The organism is Curtobacterium sp. YC1, from assembly GCF_016267665.1.
Taxonomy (GTDB): Bacteria; Actinomycetota; Actinomycetes; order Actinomycetales; family Microbacteriaceae; genus Curtobacterium.
Map to the genome: position 1 here is coordinate 2,806,798 of NZ_CP066341.1, position 19,560 is coordinate 2,826,357.

Sequence of the window (19,560 nt, forward strand, 5' to 3'; positions counted from 1 at the left end):
GGCGGCACGACCGGCGCGTGGTGTCAGTGGCCGGGTCGCGCCGGGCCTGCCCCGCGTCGAGGCACCCCGACGGTCCGGGCCGCTCCGGTGTGGGCGGCGTCGACGTCGGCCTTGCCCCGGTCGGCAGCGTCACGCAGGCGCTTCGGCCCGTGCCGCTTGGCCCAGTCCCAGAAGCGGTGCAGCTGCGCCTTGAGCCACGTGATGATCCTGTGGAAGAAGTGGAACTCGCTCGCCAGCACGGTCAGGCCGACGAACACCACGAGCCACCCGGGCCCGGGCAGCGGTACCAGGATGAGACCGATCACGACGACGAGGCCACCCACCAGCCCGACGAGCACCTTGTAGAACAGGTGGACGTGCGGCCGCGCGTGGATCCAGGTGCGCATGCGGTGGAACCACTGGAAGCGCTGGCGCTGCTGACCGTCGACCTGCGGCTCGGCAGGTCCGGCCTTCGGGTCGGCGTCCATGTCGAAAACGTAGGGCGCGTGGCTGGGAAACAGCGGCGCGAGCGGTGGACGCGGGGTGCGCATGCCTGCGGGCGCGGGGCGGGGCCGAGCCGCGCCTCCCGTCGCTCAGGCTTCGTCGTCCTGGAGGCCCGTCACGCGTGGGCGACGCACGTCGCGGCCCACGGGACGGCGGCCAGACGGGCCTCCGGGACGGGCTCGCCGCCGACCGTGCAGCGTCCGTAGGTGCCGGCGTCGAGTCGCGCCAGCGCGGCGTCGACCTGCTCGATCCGCCGGCGGGCGTCGTCACGGACGGCACCGAGTGACCCGCGCTCCCAGGCCAGGGTCGCGCCCTCGGGGTCGTGCTCGTCGTCGGAGTTCGCGTCCTGCCGCGCATCGCTGACGTCGCGCATGCTCCGCTCGACCTGGAGCAGCAGGCGTTCGTTGCGGGCGCGTTCGCTGTCGAGCGCGGGGCGGGGGTCCTCCATGCGGGCCACGGTAGTCGCGGCGGAATGCGACCGATGCCGGATGCGTTCGCATCGACATGACGAAGATCGGGTTCCTGTCGTTCGGACACTGGCGTGACGTGCCGGGGTCGAAGGTGCGCAGCGGGCGGGAGGCCCTGGTGCAAGCGATCGACCTCGCGGTCGCCGCCGAGGAAGCCGGCGTCGACGGCGCCTACTTCCGCGTGCACCACTTCGCCCCGCAGCAGGCTGCCCCGTTCCCGCTGCTCTCCGCCATCGCCGCGAAGACCAGCCGGATCGAGATCGGCACCGGCGTGATCGACATGCGCTACGAGAACCCGCTCTACATGGCCGAAGAGGCCGCCGCCACCGACCTCATCTCCGGCGGCCGACTGCAGCTCGGCGTCTCGCGGGGATCACCCGAGACCGCCCTCGCCGGGTACCAGCAGTTCGGCTACGTGCCCGACGCCTCCGACGAGAACGGCGGCGACATGGCCCGGGCCCACACCGACGTGTTCCGTCGCGCGATCGCCGGCGAGCCGATGGCGAATGCCAACCCGCAGATGACGGGGTCGGTCGGGTCGCTGCCGATCTTCCCGCTCTCCGACTCCCTAGACGACCGCATCTGGTGGGGTGCCGGCACGCGTGCCACGGCCGAGTGGACCGCTGAGCAGGGCATGAACCTGATGTCGTCGACCCTGCTGACGGAGGACACCGGCGTGCCCTTCGACCAGCTGCAGGCCGAGCAGATCGAACGCTTCCGCAGCACCTGGGAGACCATGGGCTGGGGCCGTGAGCCGCGCGTCTCCGTGTCGCGCAGCATCATCCCGATCGTCGACGACGAGTCGCGGCACTACTTCGGCGTCCGCGCGCAGGTCGAGGGCCAGGACCAGGTCGGGCACCTGGACGGCGGGCTGGCACGGTTCGGCCGGTCGTACATCGGTGAGCCCGAGCAGCTCGTCGCGGAACTCGCCGCCGACGCCGCGGTCCGTGCAGCCGACACCGTGCTCGTCACCGTGCCGAACCAGCTCGGCGTGGACTTCAACGCCCGGCTGCTCGCCGCCGTGAAGGACGTCTTCACCGAGGTCGACGCCGCGCCGGTGCCCGCCTGACGCGGCGGCGGAGTCGGAGTCGGAAGGGTGGGTCCTCCTTTGTGCTGACACCCGCCCTGGGACTGGGACGGCAGCCGTCGCGACCGTAGCCTCGACGAGCACCGTCCACCGCACCCCGAGGAGTCCCCGTGACACTGCCGGCCGCAGGCTGGTTCCCGGACCCGCAGAACGCCGATCGTCTGCGCTGGTGGGACGGGCGCACCTGGGGAGACGAGACACGGGTCACGGCGGCCCGCGTCGAGGCCGTCGTGCCGATGGCCGTCGCACCGGCGGGACCGTCGTTCTCGGTGCAGACAGCGCCGCTGCGGGCGGACGCGTGGTCGTCAGGAGACACGAGTGATCGGCGCCTCTGCGTGCTCACGGTCATCGCGGTGCTGCTCGCCGCGGTGTCGCTCGTGGTCAACCCGTGGGGCGTCACGAGTCTGCTGGCCCTGGCGGCGGGCGTCCTCGGTGTCGCTCGGCCGGGCGTGGTCGGTGCCTGGGCGGTCGTCGCCAGGAGCGCGGCGGCGAGCGCCGTCGTCATCGCGGTCACCACGGCGATCATCGCCGCGTCGGGGCAGTTCCACCTCTTCTGATCACACGTCGTGAGCACCGATGGTCGGGTGCACCGGCACGACCCGACCATTCCTGCTCACGGAGCACGACCCCGCGCGAACGCGACGCCCCCGCCCTACCGCCGCGCCCGCGGGTGCGCCGTCTGGTACACGTCCCGCAGCATGTCCGCCGTCACCATCGTGTAGATCTGCGTCGTCGCGACGCTCGCGTGCCCGAGCAGCTCCTGCACGACCCGCACGTCCGCGCCGCCCTCGAGCAGGTGCGTCGCGAACGAGTGCCGGAAGGTGTGCGGTGACACGTGCGCCTCCAGGTCGGCGGCAGCAGCGGCGGCCTGGATCACGAGCCAGGCGCTCTGGCGGGACAACCGGGCCCCACGGGCACCGAGGAACAGCGCCGGCGTCGACGACCCCCGAGCGGCGAACACCGGCCGCGCCCGCACCAGGTAGGCGTCGATCGCAGCCCGGGCGAAGCTGCCGAGCGGCACGATCCGCTGCTTGTTCCCCTTGCCGGTGACCTTCACGACGGCCAGCCCGTCCGCACCGGGGCCCGGACCGGACGCGTCAGCAGCGGCGTCGGACAGCGTCGTCACGTCGTCGACGGACAGCCCGACCGCCTCGGAGATCCGCGCGCCGGTGGCGTAGAGCAGCTCGAGCAACGCCCGGTCCCGCAACTGCACCGGGTCGTCGGCGTCGGCGGAGACCGCGCCGAGCAGCCGTTCCATGTCCTCGACCGAGATCGCCTTCGGCAGCCGCATCGGAGCCTTCGGCGGCCGGACCGCGGTGCCGGGGTCGAGCGGCAGCCAGCCCTCCCCCGCGGCGAAGGCTGTGAACGACCGCACCGAACTGAGCATGCGCGCGATGGACCGCGGGGCAAGTGCACCTTCAGCCCGGGTCGCGAGGTGCGTGACGAAGCCCGAGACGTCCGCACGCGCCAGCCGGGCGAGGTCCTGCAGCACCGAGGCACCGCCGGCTCGGTCGGCACCGTCCGACTCGGTCACCGGCGCGGTGGCGAGCCAGTCGGCGAACACCGTGAGGTCACGCCGGTAGGCCGACAGCGTGTGCTGCGACAGCCCGCGCTCGATCGCGACGTGCCGCAGGTAGGTCTCCACGGCACGGTCGAGCGTCATCACGTCAGCAGGCTAACCGGCGGGAGGCCGCCCGCCCGTCAGTGCAACGCCTCGTCCTGCGCACCCACGCGTAACCCCGTGAACGACACGGTGAGCCCCGCCCGCGTCGGCCCGGCGCACAGCAGCCCGGCCGACACGACGGCCTCCGGATCGAGGTAGGCGACCCGGACCAGCCGGGGCTCCTCGCCGTCCGCCCACGCTCGCACGGTCACCGCGTCGCCGTCCCGGCTCGCGCGGACCGTGACGACCCGTCCGGCCCACTCCGGCACGGGTGCCACCGACCAGTCCGAGACGTCGCGCGTGACCACGGCACCGAGCTGCGGCGTTCCGTCCGAGTACTCGACGCCGGCCTTGACCCAGGTCCGCTCGTCGACGCGCAGGAACACCCCGGCCTGGTCGAACTGCTCGGCGTAGTCGAGGACGAACGACGCCTCGACCGAGAACGACCCGTCCGTCGGCCGCAACAGCGCGTGCTCGGAGTCGTGCACGAACCCGTACGAGGTGGTCCAGGCATCGCTGCCCTCGACCGCGGTGACGCGGAACACATCGCCGTCGAACCCGGCGGCCTGCGGCTCGTGCGTCCAGGTACCCGTTGCGACCAGGTCGCGCAGACCCTCGACCGCGGACCCGCTCACTTGCCGCGCTGTTCGATGGCCTCCACCGCGAGCGTCGCGACGACGAGGGCCGAGTTGTTGAGCCGACCGCCCAGGATCCCCTCGAGCAGCTCCGCACGCGGCACCCACCGCGTCACGATGTCGGCTTCCTCGGCCTCACGCTCGAACGCCGACTCGGTCGACCGCACCCCGCGGGCGCGGTAGATCTGGATGAACTCGTCGCTCCCGCCGGACGAGGTGTTGTACCGCACCAGCGGCTCCCACGTGTCGGCCTCGAGGTCGGCTTCCTCGCCCAGCTCGCGCTTCGCGGCGGTCAGGTGGTCCTCGCCCTCCATGTCGAGCAGCCCGGCGGGCAGCTCCCAGTCGCGCAGCCGCACCGGGTGACGGTACTGCTGGATGACCAGCACCCGGCCCTCATCGTCCTCGGCGTACACGGCGACGGCGCCGGTGTGGTCGATGTACTCGCGGACCATCGAGTCGCCGTTGTAGGCGACGGTGTCGCGGCGCACGTCCCAGACGGCGCCCTCGTACACGACGGTGGATTCGGTGACCTCGAAGGAGGCGGACTCGTCAGCGATCGGTGCGTCAGTCACGCCACCATCCAAGCACGCGCCCCTGACGCGACGACCGACGGACGGGAGGCGCGGTGCCCGCTGGCACCGCGCCTCCCGTCCGAGCGTGGGGACCCTGCGCTTACGCGACCTGCTCCTCGGTCTCCGGGTCGAACAGGCTCGACGCCTCGTGGCGCTCGATCGCGGCAGCGACGAGCCCCGCGAACAGCGGGTGCGCGTCGGTCGGACGCGAGCGCAGCTCCGGGTGCGCCTGCGTGGCGATGTAGAACGGGTGCACCTCGCGCGGCAGCTCGACGTACTCCACCAGCGTGCCGTCGGGCGAGGTGCCCGAGAACACCAGGCCGGCGTCGGCGATCTGCTGGCGGTACGTGTTGTTCACCTCGTAGCGGTGACGGTGCCGCTCGGAGGCCTCCGGCGCACCGTACAGCTCCGCCGCCAGCGAGCCCTCGCTGAACGACGCCGGGTACAGGCCCAGGCGCATCGTGCCGCCCAGGTCGCCCCCGGCGATGATGTCGACCTGCTCGGCCATGGTCGCGATGACCGGGGTCGAGGTCTCCGGGTCGAACTCGGTGCTCGACGCGTCGGTCAGGCCGGCCTCGTGCCGCGCGTACTCGATGACCATGCACTGCAGGCCGAGGCACAGGCCGAGCGTCGGGATGCCCTGCTCACGCGCGAACCGCAGCGCGCCGAGCTTGCCCTCGATGCCGCGCACGCCGAACCCACCGGGGATGCAGATGCCGTCGACGTCGCCGAGCTGCTTCGCCGCGCCCTCGGGCGTGGTGCAGTCGTCGGACACGACCCACTTCAGCGTGACCTTGGCGTCGTGGGCGAAGCCACCCGCACGGAGCGCCTCGGTGACGGACAAGTAGGCGTCCGGCAGATCGATGTACTTGCCGACCAACGCGATGGTGACGTGCTTCTTCGGCTCGTGCACGGCGCGCAGGACCGGGGTCCACGCCGTCCAGTCGACCGTGCCCGCGTCGAGCTTGAGCGCGTCGACGATGACCTGGTCGAGGCCCTGGTTGTTGAGCAGCGTCGGCAGGTCGTAGATCGAGGGGACGTCCACCGCGTTCACCACGGCGTCCTCGTCCACGTCGCACATGAGCGCGATCTTGCGCTTGTTCGACTCCGACACCGGACGGTCGGAGCGGAGCACGAGGGCGTCGGGCTGGATGCCGATCGAGCGGAGCGCGGCGACGGAGTGCTGCGTCGGCTTGGTCTTCTGCTCGCCCGACGCGTTCATGAACGGCACCAGCGAGACGTGCACGAAGAACACGTTGTTGCGGCCGAGCTCGTGCCGCACCTGACGTGCCGACTCGATGAACGGCTGCGACTCGATGTCACCGACCGTGCCACCGACCTCGGTGATGATGACGTCGGGCTGCGGGTCGCTCTGGGCCTGCTCACGCATCCGGCGCTTGATCTCGTCGGTGATGTGCGGGATGACCTGCACGGTGTCGCCGAGGTACTCGCCACGACGCTCCTTGGCGATGACCGTCGAGTACACCTGACCGGTCGTGACGTTCGCGGCCTGCGACAGGTTGATGTCGAGGAAGCGCTCGTAGTGCCCGATGTCCAGGTCCGTCTCCGCACCGTCGTCGGTCACGAAGACCTCGCCGTGCTGGAACGGGTTCATGGTGCCCGGGTCCACGTTGAGGTACGGGTCGAGCTTCTGCATGACGACCTTGAGGCCGCGAGCCGTGAGCAGGTTGCCGAGGCTGGCCGCCGTCAGGCCCTTGCCGAGAGACGAGACGACCCCGCCGGTCACGAAGATCTGCTTCGTCACCTTCGGGGTCGAGATCGAAGAATTGGTACCGCCGCTGAGAGTGTCCGCCACGGGATTCCATCGTACGTCAGAACTGCCGGGAGGCGCGACCTCGATTCGCCACGGGCGTTGCGCGGGTGGGTGGCCGTCTCCTCAGGCCGTGGTCGCGCTCGGGACCGCGTGGTGCGCGGGTGGGTCGCCGGCGCCACCGGGCACCGGCGCCGCCGGGGCGCCGGCCGCTCCGGAGGCCGAGGTCGTGTGCGGCCCGGTGGTCACGTCCGCTGGCCGGCCACGTCGAGCAGCTCGCGGGCGTGCTCGATGCCGCTGGCGCTGTCCCCGAGCCCCGAGAGCAACCGGGCCATCTCCTGCAGGCGGTCCTCGCCCTCGAGCCGTCGCACGCTCGACGAGGTCACCGCACCGCTGGCGTCCTTCACGACGTTGAGGTGGTTGTTCGCGAACGCCGCAACCTGCGCCAGGTGCGTCACGACGATGACCTGTGTGCGCTCGGCCAGCTTCGCCAGGCGTCGTCCGATCTCGATCGCCGCCGCGCCACCCACGCCCGCGTCGACCTCGTCGAAGACGAACGTCGGCACCGTCGTACTGCCCGCCATGACGACCTCGATCGCGAGCATGACCCGCGACAGCTCACCGCCCGAGGCACCCTTGCCGATCGGACGTGGGTCGGTGCCGGAGTGCGGCTGGAGCAGGATCGTCACCTGGTCCCGGCCGTGCCGGCGGTACTCCCCCGCATCGGTGACCTCGACGACGAGCGTCGCGCCGCCCATGGCCAGGGTCTTCAGCTCGGCGGTCACGCGCTTCGCCAGGTCGGCGGCGGCCTTGGTGCGCGCCGCGGTCAGCGTGGCGGCGGCGGACTCCAGCGCCTGTTCGTCCTGTTCGACCGCCTGCTGCAGGGCCGTGATCCGGTCGTCGTCGCCGTCGAGCTCGAGGAGTCGGTCGCTCGCACGCTGCCCGTACGCGATGACGTCGTCGACGGTCTCGCCGTACTTGCGGGTGAGGCCCGCCAGCAGGGCGCGGCGCTCGTTGATGAGTTCGAGGTCGTGCCCGGCCTCGGGCTCCAACGAGCCGAGGTAGCTGGAGATGCTCGCCGAGGCCTCGGCCGCCTGGATCCCGAGCTCCGTGAGCTGCTCGAGCACCGGCTGCAGCGCGGCGTCGGAGGTGACGACGCGCTCGACCGCTCGGCGGGCGGACTCGACCAGGCCGACCACGTCGGAGACGCCGTCCAGCGACTCGCTCGACAGCGCCTCGTGCGCCAGGGCCGCGGACAGCCGGAGCTCCTCGAGGTTACCGAGCCGCTCGGCTCGTTCCGCCAGCTCGACGTCCTCGCCCGGCTGCGGGTCGGCCGCCTCGATCTCGTCGGAGGCCGCCCGGATCCGTTCGGCCTCGGCGACGCGGTCGTCGCGGTCGCGCACCAGGGTCTCGAGTTCGCCGGCGTGCTGCTGCCAGGCGTCGTACGCCGCCACGTACCGGGCCAGGGCCTTCTCGAGCGCGGCACCGCCGAACCCGTCGAGGGCAGCGCGCTGCGCCGTGGCCGAGGTCAGTCGGATCTGGTCGGACTGACCGTGCACCGTCACGAGCTGGTCGGAGAGCTCCCCGAGCACCGCGACCGGAGCGCTGCGTCCGCCGACCGTCGCGCGGCTGCGCCCCTCGGCGGAGACCGTGCGGGTCAGGATGAGTTCGCCGTCCTCGACGGCGCCACCCGCGTCCTCGACGCGCTCGGCGACCGCTGCCTGCTCGGGCACGTGCCACCGGCCCTCGACGACCGCACTCGTGGCGCCCCGACGCACCGAGCCGGCGTCCGCGCGAGCGCCGAGCAGCAGGCCGAGCGCCGTGACGATCATGGTCTTGCCCGCACCGGTCTCGCCGGTGACGACCGTGAAGCCGGGTCCGAGCTCGAGCGTGGTCTCGCCGATCACGCCGAGGTCACGGATCGCGATCTCCTCGATCATGCTCGACCTCCCTCGACCGGTCGCTGCGAGCAGGTCGTCCCGGCGACGAGCGCGGCTCGGACGTGGATGCCGCTGCTGATGCGTCGTCCCACGCCGATCACAGGTCGTCCTCGTCGGTCTGGGGGCCACGCCACCCGGCGACGGGCAGCTGGAACTTCGCGACCAGTCGGTCGGTGAACGGGGCGTCCTTGAGCCGTGCGACACGCACCGGGTCGGGCGAACGCCGGACCTCGACGCGGGCTCCCGGCGGCAGGTCGTGGGTTCGTCGTCCGTCGCACCACAGCACGCCGACGCCACTCGTGCGCCGGAGCACCTCGATCGCCAGGGTGCAGTCGGGCCCGACCACGATCGGTCGCGAGAAGAGCGCGTGGGCGCTGAGCGGCACCATGAGCAGGGCGTCGACGTCCGGCCACACGATGGGTCCGCCGCCCGAGAACGAGTACGCCGTCGAGCCGGTCGGTGTGGACACGACGACGCCGTCACACCCGAACGACGACAGCGGGCGGCCGTCGACCTCGGTCACGACCTCGAGCATCCGCTCGCGCGAGGCCTTCTCGATGGTGGCCTCGTTGAGCGCCCAGCTCGAGTAGACGATCTGGTTGCCGACGACGACGTCGACCTGCAGGGTGACGCGCTCTTCGACGTTGTACTCGCCGGACAGGGCACGCTCGACGGTCTCCGCCAACCCGTCGCGTTCGCTCTCCGCCAGGAACCCGACGTGGCCCAGGTTCACGCCGATCAGCGGGGCACCGGTGTTCCGCGCGAGTTCGGCGGCTCGCAGGATCGTTCCGTCGCCGCCGAGCACGATGACGATCTCGAGCTGGGCCGCCTGGACGTCGACGCCGAGGATGTCGACCTTGCCGACCGAGGCCTCGGCTCGCCGGATGTCGGCGTACTCGTCGAAGGGCATCACGGGCGTGACCCCGGCCGCGTGCAGCAGGTCGCACACCTCGACCGCAGCGTCGATCGAGTCACGGCGGCCCGTGTGGGACACGAGCAGGATGTGCCGTTCGTCGCTCATGAAGACCCTTCCGTGAGTTCGGTCGCCCGGACTCTCCATTCTGTCGGATTGCCCCCGACACCGCGCTGGAAGCGGGCGAGGTACTCGTGGTTCCCGTGCGTCCCGACGATCGGCGACGCCGCCAGGCCGGTGGTGCCGAGACCGAGGTCCCACGCTGCCCAGAGGACGTTCATGAGGGCGTCGTTCCGCAGCCCGGGGTCGTGCACGATCCCCTCGCGGACGCCGCCGCGTCCGACCTCGAACTGCGGCTTGACCAGCAGGACGAAGTCGTCGGCCGGCACGGCCTCGGCCAGGGCCGGCAGGACGAGCCGGAGCGAGATGAACGACAGGTCCCCCACCACCAGGCTCGTCTCGCTCGCAGCCGGATCGAGGGCCAGGTACTCCGTCCGGGTCAGGTTCCGCGCGTTCGTCCCCTCGACCACGGCGACCCGTTCGTCGAGCGCGACCGTCGGGTGCAGCTGCCCGTGCCCGACGTCGAGCGCGACGACCCGGCGCGCTCCCCGTGCGAGCAGCACCTGGGTGAAGCCACCGGTGCTCGCTCCGACGTCGAGCACGACACGGTCGGTGGGGTCGACCGCGAACGCGTCGAGGGCACCGACGAGCTTGCGTGCGGCACGCGAGACCCATTCGTCCTCGGCGTCGACGACGATGTCCGCCGAGGGGGCGGTCGGCGTCGACGGCTTCACCACCGCACGCCCGTCGACCGTGACCCGGCCGTCGTGGATCAGTCTCGTGGCAACGCCCCGCGACCGGGCCAGCCCGCGGGCGGCCAGGAGCACGTCCAGCCGGACCGGCGTCGCGTCGGGCACGGCTCCGTCCGGTTCAGGCACTCGCGGAGCCACCGCTCTCGAGCCGCGTCCGCAGCTCGTCGTGGAGCGCCGAGAAGGCATCGGCACGCTCGCCGAGCGGCAGGCCCTCGGCCGCGTCGGTGCGTGCGGCGAAGGTGTCCGGCTGGTCCGGTCCTGCGGTCGACTGCTCGGGGTCTGGCACGCCCGCCACGCTACTCGCCGCCGTAGAGCTGCGGGTCGACGTCGAGGCCGTAGATCGCCAGGCCCGACTCCCAGATGATCGTCGATCCGGCGCGCAGCCGGTCGATGGCCGAACCCGCGTCGAGCACCCGCACGACGTGCCCGCGCATCGCCACGGTGGCGGTCCCGACCGTCGCGTACCGGGTGCCGTCCGGGTCCTCACGCCGCACCGTCACCGGGTACGGCTCGGACAGCCCGCGCAGGTCCTCGAGCACGAACGACGGACGCGAGCGCTGGTCGGCCGCGAGGACCTGCTTCGCCTGGTCGATGCCGGTGAGCACGAGCACGCTGGGGATGCCGGCGTCGTTCGCGCCCTTGATGTCGGTGTCGAGCCGGTCGCCGATGAAGAGCGTGCGGCCGCCGCCGAACCGCTCGATCGCGGTGTCGAAGATCGGGCGTTCGGGCTTGCCCGCCACCACGGGCATCCGACCGACGGCCTGGTGCACCGCGGACACGAGCGTGCCGTTGCCGGGTGCGATGCCGCGCTCGACCGGGATCGACCAGTCCATGTTCGTGGCCACCCACGGCACGTCCGGGTCGGCCAGCGCGAACGAGGCCTCGGCCAGCTCCGTCCACCCGAGGTCCGGCGAGAACCCCTGGATGACCGCCGCCGGAGCATCATCAGCACTGGCCGTCACCGTGAACCCCGCGGCCTCGACGATGCTCGACAGGCCGAGCCCGCCCGTCACCAGCACGGTCGAACCGGCCGGCACCAGGGTCGCGAGCAGTTGCACGCCGGCCTGCGACGACGTGACGACATCGCCCTCGGACACCTCGAGCCCGTAGCCCTCGAGGTGCTCGGCGACGTCGACCGGCCGCCGTGAGGCGTTGTTCGTGATGTACCCGACGCGTGCCGTGCGCGAGGCCCGCGTCAGGGCGTCGACCGCGTGCGGGATCGCCTTGCGGCCCCGGTAGACGACGCCGTCGAGGTCGGTGAGGACCACGTCGACGCCGTCGATCGGTGCCGACGGGGTCTCAGCCGGCTGCGGAGCCGTCGATGTCCCGGGGGTTGTCGTCATCGATCTCGCCGGGCTCGTCGGCTGCGGAGGTGTCGTCGTCGAGGTCGTCGAGGGCTGGCTCGTCGTCGACGACTGGCTCGTCATCGACGGCGTCGGCTGTGTCGCCGAGCTCGTCGGCCGAGCCACCGTCGGCCCCGCGGTCGTCGGCGCCGTCGACTCCGGCGTCTCCGTGTTCTTCGACTTCGAGCGTTTCCTCGACCACATCAACTGTCTCCCAAGCGTTCTCGTCCGCGATCTCGGCCAGCGCCGCTACCGCACGGTCGACACGGGCCCACCACTCGTCGGCCTCGTCCTGACGACCGAGCTCCTCGAGCGTTGCCGCGTAAGCACTGTAGAGCGCCGGCGACCACGTGTAGGCCGTCGACGGGTCGAGCTGTGGAATCTCCAGCTCGCCGAGGGCAGCTGTGGGATTCCCGAGGTCGAGGCGCGCACCGGACATGGCGATGGCGAGTTCGACCTGCACCGGCGTCTCGAGCGCGGACCGCTCCACCGAACGGCCGAGTTCCAGCGCCCGCTCCGGCCGACCGAGCCCGCGCTCGCAGTCCACCATCATCGGCAGCTGGTCGTTGCGACCCGAGATCCGCCGGTAGGTGCGGAGCTCGCGCAGCGCCGTCGCGAAGTCACCGAGTCGGTACGCGGTGATCGCGGCGGTCTCACGGACGACGCCGACGCGGCCCGCACGGCGGGCGGCGCTCAGGGCGTGCTGGTTCGCCGTCTCCGGGTCGTCGTCGACGAACAGCGCAGCAGCCACCAGGTGTCGGGCGACCCAGTCCGCGTTGTCCTTGCTGAGGGTCTTGAGCTCCATGCGCGCCGCCGGGTCGAGGTCACGCGCCTGGATCTCCTCGGGGATCTCCGGGTCGTCGTGGCGCGGGCGGATCGACTTCGTGCCGTAGGGGTCGCGGTCCTCCCAGTCGTCGCGGGCAGCCTCGCCGAAGCGAGCACCTGCGTGGCGGGTGCCGTCACCGAAGCGGCGACGCTCCTCTCCTCCGTCACGGCGCGGGCGGTCGGAGCCGCCGCGGAAGGGTCGGTCCGAGCCACCGCGAGCGGGGCGGTCGCCGTCACGACGCGGACGGTCGGAACCGCCACGGTACGGACGATCAGCATCACGAGCCGGACGGTCGGAACCACCCCGGTACGGGCGATCCCCATCACGAACCGGACGGTCAGAACCACCACGGAAGGGACGGTCGGAACCACCGCGGAAGGGACGGTCCCCGTCACGAGCCGAACGGTCAGAACCACCCCGGTACGGACGATCCCCATCACGAGCCGAACGGTCAGAACCACCCCGGTACGGACGATCCCCATCACGAGCCGGACGGTCAGAACCACCCCGGTACGGACGATCCCCATCACGAGCCGGACGGTCAGAACCACCCCGGTACGGACGATCCCCATCACGAGCCGGACGGTCAGAACCCCCACGGTACGGACGATCACCATCACGAGCCGGACGGTCGGAACCCCCACGGAAGGGACGGTTCCCGTCCGGGCCCGGACGCGTGTCACCGCGGGGCCCATCGCCGCGCGGCGGACGACCAGCGTCGCCACGGTCACGCTGCCAGGAGGGCCGGTCGTTCCGATCACTCGACGACCGGAAGGGACGATCCCCGTCGCGACGCGGAGCGCTGTCGCGACGTGCATCGCCGTCCCGGCTCGGACGGCCACCCTGCGGACGGTCACGACGTTCGCCTTCGCGGCGTTCGAAGTCACGCGGCCCGGACGACCAGCGTCCGCTGCCCTGTCCGTCCCGACGCGGAGCTCCGTCGCGGCGGGGGAACCGATCGCCGTCGCGCCGTGGTCGATCTCCGCGGTCGCCGTCGTTCCGCCGCTGATCGTCGTCGTTCGCCACCGTTGCTCCTCATCGCGTGCCCGAGCGATGGCTCGAGCGTTCGTCCGCTGTGTCGTTGTGTTGTGTGTCGGTCGCACCGGCGCCACCACTCCAGTCCATCACGAACCGGAGCCGGCGTCGAGCGGCATCCAGAAAACAGAAATGGCCACCGGCCCCGACCGAGAACGCGGGTCTCCCCTGCGAGTTCTCGATGGAGGGCCGATGGCCACATCTTTCTTACGTTAAGTCCGGCGGCGTCCTACTCTCCCACAAGGTCCCCCTTGCAGTACCATCGGCGCTGAGAGGCTTAGCTTCCGGGTTCGGAATGTGACCGGGCGTTTCCCTCTCGCTATGACCACCGGAACACTCTCGACCATGATGATGCTTGGTCTCAAAGCTGTCCCGGCTACCACCCACACAAAAGTGGGTGGAGCGGTGTATTCAGTTTGATTCCCGATCGTCTGTCGGGAACCACAAAGTGGACGCGAGCCCCGCACACAAGGTGCGGGAAATCAGTGTGTTATCAAGTCTTCGGCTTATTAGTACCGGTCAGCTCCACGGGTCGTTAGTCCCCGCTTCCACATCCGGCCTATCAACCCAGTAGTCTGCTGGGAGCCTCTCACACTCAAGGTGCATGGAAATCTCATCTCGAAGACGGCTTCCCGCTTAGATGCTTTCAGCGGTTATCCGGTCCGAACGTAGCTAATCAGCGGTGCCCTTGGCAGAACAACTGACACACCAGAGGTTCGTCCATCCCGGTCCTCTCGTACTAGGGATAGATCTTCTCAAATTTCCAACGCGCGCAGCGGATAGGGACCGAACTGTCTCACGACGTTCTAAACCCAGCTCGCGTACCGCTTTAATGGGCGAACAGCCCAACCCTTGGGACCTACTCCAGCCCCAGGATGCGACGAGCCGACATCGAGGTGCCAAACCATGCCGTCGATATGGACTCTTGGGCAAGATCAGCCTGTTATCCCCGAGGTACCTTTTATCCGTTGAGCGACAGCGCTTCCACAAGCCACTGCCGGATCACTAGTCCCGACTTTCGTCCCTGCTCGACCTGTCAGTCTCACAGTCAAGCTCCCTTGTGCACTTACACTCGCCACCTGATTGCCAACCAGGTTGAGGGAACCTTTGGGCGCCTCCGTTACTCTTTGGGAGGCAACCGCCCCAGTTAAACTACCCATCAGGCACTGTCCATGAACCCGATCAGGGTCCTACGTTAGACATCCAAAGTGACCAGAGTGGTATTTCAACAATGACTCCACGAACACTAGCGTGCCCGCTTCACAGTCTCCCACCTATCCTACACAAGCCACTCCGAACACCAATACCAAACTGTAGTAAAGGTCACGGGGTCTTTCCGTCCTGCTGCGCGTAACGAGCATCTTTACTCGTAGTGCAATTTCGCCGAGTTCGCGGTTGAGACAGCTGGGAAGTCGTTACGCCATTCGTGCAGGTCGGAACTTACCCGACAAGGAATTTCGCTACCTTAGGATGGTTATAGTTACCACCGCCGTTTACTGGGGCTTAAATTCAGAGCTTCGCCCAAAGGCTAACCCTTCCTCTTAACCTTCCAGCACCGGGCAGGCGTCAGTCCGTATACATCGTCTTGCGACTTCGCACGGACCTGTGTTTTTAGTAAACAGTCGCTTCCCACTGGTCTCTGCGGCCTTCAACGCTCACGGAGCAAGTCCGGTCACGCGTCCGGCCCCCCTTCTCCCGAAGTTACGGGGGCATTTTGCCGAGTTCCTTAACCACGATTCTCTCGATCTCCTTGGTATTCTCTACCTGACCACCTGAGTCGGTTTCGGGTACGGGCGGCTGCAACCTCGCGTCGATGCTTTTCTCGGCAGCATAGGATCACTGATTTCCCCTTACGGGTACGCGTCGGATCTCAGGCACACAGACGACGGATTTGCCTATCGTCAGCCCTACATCCTTACACCAGGATCACCTTACGGATACCATCGCCTGGCTCAGCTACCTTCCTGCGTCACACCTGTTCATACGCTAACCGCACCAGCATGGGGTCGAGCGTTAGACCGGACACCATCACCCCGAAGGGATCCGGTGAGCCGGGTTAGGACTCTTAGCACCACTGGATTAGCTTGGGCGGTTGTTCGCCGGTACGGGAATATCAACCCGTTGTCCATCGACTACGCCTGTCGGCCTCGCCTTAGGTCCCGACTTACCCAGGGCGGATTAACCTGGCCCTGGAACCCTTGGTCTTTCGGAGGACGGGTTTCTCACCCGTCTTTCGCTACTCATGCCTGCATTCTCACTCGTGTAGCGTCCACGGCTGGATCACTCCGCCGCTTCACTCGCCACACGACGCTCTCCTACCACTCCGCACGACTGAACCACGAAGGCTTGTCGAATGTGCGAAATCTACAACTTCGGTGGTGTGCTTGAGCCCCGTTACATTGTCGGCGCGGAATCACTTGACCAGTGAGCTATTACGCACTCTTTCAAGGGTGGCTGCTTCTAAGCCAACCTCCTGGTTGTCTGTGCAACTCCACATCCTTTCCCACTTAGCACACGCTTAGGGACCTTAGTTGGTAGTCTGGGTTGTTTCCCTCTCGACGATGAAGCTTATCCCCCACCGTCTCACTGCTGCGCTCTCACTCACCGGCATTCGGAGTTTGGCTGACGTCAGTAACCTGTTGAGGCCCATCGGCCATCCAGTAGCTCTACCTCCGGCGAGAAACACGCAACGCTGCACCTAAATGCATTTCGGAGAGAACCAGCTATCACGAAGTTTGATTGGCCTTTCACCCCTATCCACAGCTCATCCCCTCCATTTTCAACTGAAGTGGGTTCGGTCCTCCACGACGTCTTACCGTCGCTTCAACCTGGCCATGGATAGATCACTTCGCTTCGGGTCTAGAACATGCGACTCAAACGCCCTATTCAGACTCGCTTTCGCTACGGCTGCCCCACACGGGTTAACCTCGCCACATATCACTAACTCGCAGGCTCATTCTTCAAAAGGCACGCCGTCACCCCTACAAGGAGGCTCCGACGGTTTGTAAGCAAACGGTTTCAGGTACTATTTCACTCCCCTCCCGGGGTACTTTTCACCTTTCCCTCACGGTACTTGTCCGCTATCGGTCATCTGGGAGTATTTAGGCTTATCAGGTGGTCCTGACAGATTCACACGGGATTTCTCGGGCCCCGTGCTACTTGGGATACACATCCGGCCATAACACCATTTCGTCTACGGGGCTGGCACCCACTACGGCCCGGCTTTCAAACCGGTTCGACTATGATGCGCTGTAACCGCCCCAGTCCGGCAGAACTGAGCGACGTGTCCCACAACCCCGACCATGCAACGCCCGCCGGCTATCACACATGATCGGTTTAGCCTCATCCGCTTTCGCTCGCCACTACTCACGGAATCACATGTTGTTTTCTCTTCCTGTGGGTACTGAGATGTTTCACTTCCCCACGTTCCCTCTACCCGCCCTATATATTCAGGCGGGAGTCACCAGGTCGCAGAACGCCTGGCGGGGTTTCCCCATTCGGAAATCCTCGGATCAAAGCTCGATTATCAGCTCCCCGAGGCTTATCGCAGATTTCTACGTCCTTCTTCGGCTCCAGATGCCAAGGCATCCACCGTTTGCTCTTAGAAACTTGACCACAAAGATTAAAATTGCGATCCAACGTCACCAATCAACAACCCGAAGGCTGATCATGGATGACGCGAATCAAAGATGCTCGCGTCCACTGTGTAGTTCTCAACATACGATCGGCACCAGCACTCCCCCACCCACAGGTAGGATCACACCGGCCCGACGAAGAACCAGCAACCAGAACGAACCCGTCCCAGTCACGGCTCAACCCTCAGTCCATCACAGACCGAGAAGCCTGGTCCCTCAGGACCCAACAACGTGCACCAGCCAGCAGCTCCACCCCAACCCGTTCCAACCCTGCAAGCAGGACGTACTGAGACCGGAAGCATCACTCCCAACTGCACTGTCAATGTTCCACCCATGAGCTACCCGTCGGACACGTTCGGTCCGAATCGGGCGCCTGGACACCGCAAGCGATGCCAGATGCTCCTTAGAAAGGAGGTGATCCAGCCGCACCTTCCGGTACGGCTACCTTGTTACGACTTAGTCCTAATCACCGATCCCACCTTCGACGGCTCCTTCCACAAGGGTTAGGCCACCGGCTTCGGGTGTTACCGACTTTCATGACTTGACGGGCGGTGTGTACAAGGCCCGGGAACGTATTCACCGCAGCGTTGCTGATCTGCGATTACTAGCGACTCCGACTTCATGAGGTCGAGTTGCAGACCTCAATCCGAACTGAGACCGGCTTTTTGGGATTCGCTCCACCTTACGGTATCGCAGCCCTTTGTACCGGCCATTGTAGCATGCGTGAAGCCCAAGACATAAGGGGCATGATGATTTGACGTCATCCCCACCTTCCTCCGAGTTGACCCCGGCAGTCTCCTATGAGTCCCCGGCATAACCCGCTGGCAACATAGAACGAGGGTTGCGCTCGTTGCGGGACTTAACCCAACATCTCACGACACGAGCTGACGACAACCATGCACCACCTGTACACCGACCACAAGGGGGCGACCATCTCTGGCCGTTTCCGGTGTATGTCAAGCCTTGGTAAGGTTCTTCGCGTTGCATCGAATTAATCCGCATGCTCCGCCGCTTGTGCGGGCCCCCGTCAATTCCTTTGAGTTTTAGCCTTGCGGCCGTACTCCCCAGGCGGGGCGCTTAATGCGTTAGCTACGACACAGAAACCGTGGAAAGGTCCCTACATCTAGCGCCCAACGTTTACGGCATGGACTACCAGGGTATCTAATCCTGTTCGCTCCCCATGCTTTCGCTCCTCAGCGTCAGTTACGGCCCAGAGATCTGCCTTCGCCATCGGTGTTCCTCCTGATATCTGCGCATTCCACCGCTACACCAGGAATTCCAATCTCCCCTACCGCACTCTAGTCTGCCCGTACCCACTGCAAGCCCGAGGTTGAGCCTCGGGATTTCACAGCAGACGCGACAAACCGCCTACGAGCTCTTTACGCCCAATAATTCCGGACAACGCTTGCACCCTACGTATTACCGCGGCTGCTGGCACGTAGTTAGCCGGTGCTTTTTCTGCAGGTACCGTCACTTTCGCTTCTTCCCTACTAAAAGAGGTTTACAACCCGAAGGCCGTCATCCCTCACGCGGCGTTGCTGCATCAGGCTTTCGCCCATTGTGCAATATTCCCCACTGCTGCCTCCCGTAGGAGTCTGGGCCGTGTCTCAGTCCCAGTGTGGCCGGTCACCCTCTCAGGCCGGCTACCCGTCGTCGCCTTGGTGAGCCATTACCTCACCAACAAGCTGATAGGCCGCGAGTCCATCCCCAACCAAAAAATCTTTCCACCACCAGACCATGCGGCCGGCAGTCGTATCCAGTATTAGACGTCGTTTCCAACGCTTATCCCAGAGTCAGGGGCAGGTTACTCACGTGTTACTCACCCGTTCGCCACTAATCCACCCAGCAAGCTGGGCATCATCGTTCGACTTGCATGTGTTAAGCACGCCGCCAGCGTTCGTCCTGAGCCAGGATCAAACTCTCCGTAAAAAATTACAACCAACACCCGAAAGCGTCAGCGAGTTGATTCTGACTGTCGACTGTCTACTGACAATCTTCAATCCAAAAGGAATTGTCTCAAACCCAGCCAAAAGGCCAGGCACGAGGTCAATAAAATTGGCATTGACAATGTGCACGCTGTTGAGTTCTCAAGGACCAGACGCACTTGCTCCTCGGCTCGAGTTCGAGCGTCAGCCACAAGGCTTGTGTACTTGGCTTGCCACCGGTCGTTCGTCGGACCCGGAGGTCCAGTGGCTCATCCCGATGGGAGAGAACCGGTGGGCTTGTCATCCTAAGCGTCGAAGCGATCCAGCGCAAGGCCCGATCTGAACTTCAGTGGAGGATGGTCCCGCTTGAGGGCCGGCGTGCTCTGGGCTTTCGCTCCAGCCGCTCCGCCGCACCTTTGGGGTGACGAGTAAGAACTATACGCAGCCCTGAGC

At 67.1% G+C, this 19,560-nt stretch carries 15 protein-coding genes and 3 rRNA genes; 2 read left to right on the forward strand and 16 right to left on the reverse strand.

From position 1 onward, the window contains the following. Positions 1-23: 23 nt before the first annotated feature. On the reverse strand, positions 24-467 hold the full coding sequence (locus I8920_RS13200) for a TIGR02611 family protein (protein WP_232832745.1): 444 nt from the start codon (positions 465-467) through the stop codon (positions 24-26). 131 nt (positions 468-598) lie between these two features. Beyond that, positions 599-931, reverse strand: a complete 333-nt coding sequence (locus I8920_RS13205) for a TraR/DksA family transcriptional regulator (RefSeq protein ID WP_198656768.1) — start codon at positions 929-931, stop codon at positions 599-601. A 56-nt stretch (positions 932-987) separates the two neighbouring features. Here I8920_RS13205 and I8920_RS13210 point away from each other — a divergent pair, with 56 nt between their 5' ends. Together I8920_RS13210 and I8920_RS13215 are read left to right on the forward strand one after the other, a co-directional pair. Then, positions 988-2,019 (forward strand): LLM class flavin-dependent oxidoreductase, encoded by a 1,032-nt coding sequence (locus I8920_RS13210; protein ID WP_442873561.1) that lies wholly within the window; start codon positions 988-990, stop codon positions 2,017-2,019. A gap of 128 nt (positions 2,020-2,147) precedes the next feature. Beyond that, positions 2,148-2,594 (forward strand): DUF2510 domain-containing protein, encoded by a 447-nt coding sequence (locus I8920_RS13215; RefSeq protein ID WP_198656769.1) that lies wholly within the window; start codon positions 2,148-2,150, stop codon positions 2,592-2,594. Positions 2,595-2,689: 95 nt separating this feature from the next. On the opposite strand, the gene I8920_RS13220 is transcribed toward I8920_RS13215, so the two are convergent. The 14 genes from I8920_RS13220 to I8920_RS13285 all read right to left on the reverse strand — a co-directional run bounded on the left by I8920_RS13220 (position 2,690) and on the right by I8920_RS13285 (position 19,111). Then, positions 2,690-3,700 carry a site-specific tyrosine recombinase XerD gene (locus I8920_RS13220; RefSeq protein WP_198658763.1) on the reverse strand — a complete coding sequence of 337 codons (1,011 nt, stop codon included), beginning with the start codon at positions 3,698-3,700 and terminating at the stop codon, positions 2,690-2,692. Between the two features lie 38 nt (positions 3,701-3,738). Next, a complete protein-coding gene (locus I8920_RS13225; RefSeq protein ID WP_198656770.1) occupies positions 3,739-4,335 on the reverse strand; it encodes a DUF1349 domain-containing protein in 597 nt (198 codons plus the stop codon). After that, positions 4,332-4,907 (reverse strand): NUDIX domain-containing protein, encoded by a 576-nt coding sequence (locus I8920_RS13230; RefSeq protein WP_071245128.1) that lies wholly within the window; start codon positions 4,905-4,907, stop codon positions 4,332-4,334. The genes I8920_RS13225 and I8920_RS13230 overlap by 4 nt, the downstream gene beginning before the upstream one ends. A gap of 100 nt (positions 4,908-5,007) precedes the next feature. Continuing rightward, entirely contained in the window at positions 5,008-6,723 is a 1,716-nt protein-coding gene (locus I8920_RS13235) for a CTP synthase (RefSeq protein WP_225558630.1), read from the reverse strand. 200 nt (positions 6,724-6,923) lie between these two features. Continuing rightward, positions 6,924-8,618, reverse strand: a complete 1,695-nt coding sequence (gene recN / locus I8920_RS13240; RefSeq protein ID WP_198656771.1) for a DNA repair protein RecN — start codon at positions 8,616-8,618, stop codon at positions 6,924-6,926. 97 nt (positions 8,619-8,715) lie between these two features. Continuing rightward, a complete protein-coding gene (locus I8920_RS13245; RefSeq protein ID WP_198656772.1) occupies positions 8,716-9,639 on the reverse strand; it encodes an NAD kinase in 924 nt (307 codons plus the stop codon). Then, positions 9,636-10,469: a TlyA family RNA methyltransferase gene (locus tag I8920_RS13250; RefSeq protein WP_232832746.1), complete on the reverse strand. Its 834-nt coding sequence runs from the start codon at positions 10,467-10,469 to the stop codon at positions 9,636-9,638. The genes I8920_RS13245 and I8920_RS13250 overlap by 4 nt, the downstream gene beginning before the upstream one ends. Continuing rightward, the gene (locus I8920_RS13255) at positions 10,462-10,629 is read right to left on the reverse strand and encodes a hypothetical protein (RefSeq protein WP_198656774.1); all 168 of its coding nucleotides are present in this window, start codon (positions 10,627-10,629) and stop codon (positions 10,462-10,464) included. Before I8920_RS13255 ends, I8920_RS13250 begins: the two co-directional genes overlap by 8 nt. 10 nt (positions 10,630-10,639) lie before the next feature. Then, on the reverse strand, positions 10,640-11,686 hold the full coding sequence (locus I8920_RS13260) for an HAD-IIA family hydrolase (protein ID WP_198656775.1): 1,047 nt from the start codon (positions 11,684-11,686) through the stop codon (positions 10,640-10,642). Then, positions 11,643-12,491, reverse strand: coding sequence for a hypothetical protein (locus I8920_RS13265; RefSeq protein WP_198656776.1), 849 nt, complete (start codon positions 12,489-12,491; stop codon positions 11,643-11,645). The genes I8920_RS13260 and I8920_RS13265 overlap by 44 nt, the downstream gene beginning before the upstream one ends. Continuing rightward, positions 12,380-13,624: a hypothetical protein gene (locus I8920_RS13270; protein ID WP_198656777.1), complete on the reverse strand. Its 1,245-nt coding sequence runs from the start codon at positions 13,622-13,624 to the stop codon at positions 12,380-12,382. Before I8920_RS13270 ends, I8920_RS13265 begins: the two co-directional genes overlap by 112 nt. Before the next feature lie 139 nt (positions 13,625-13,763). After that, a 5S ribosomal RNA gene (rrf, locus tag I8920_RS13275) occupies positions 13,764-13,880 on the reverse strand. Positions 13,881-14,036: 156 nt separating this feature from the next. Further along, positions 14,037-17,162: ribosomal RNA gene (locus I8920_RS13280) — 23S ribosomal RNA — on the reverse strand. A 427-nt stretch (positions 17,163-17,589) separates the two neighbouring features. Beyond that, positions 17,590-19,111 (reverse strand): 16S ribosomal RNA (locus I8920_RS13285). The 16S, 23S and 5S rRNA genes sit together here, the layout of an rRNA operon. Positions 19,112-19,560 lie beyond the last annotated feature (449 nt).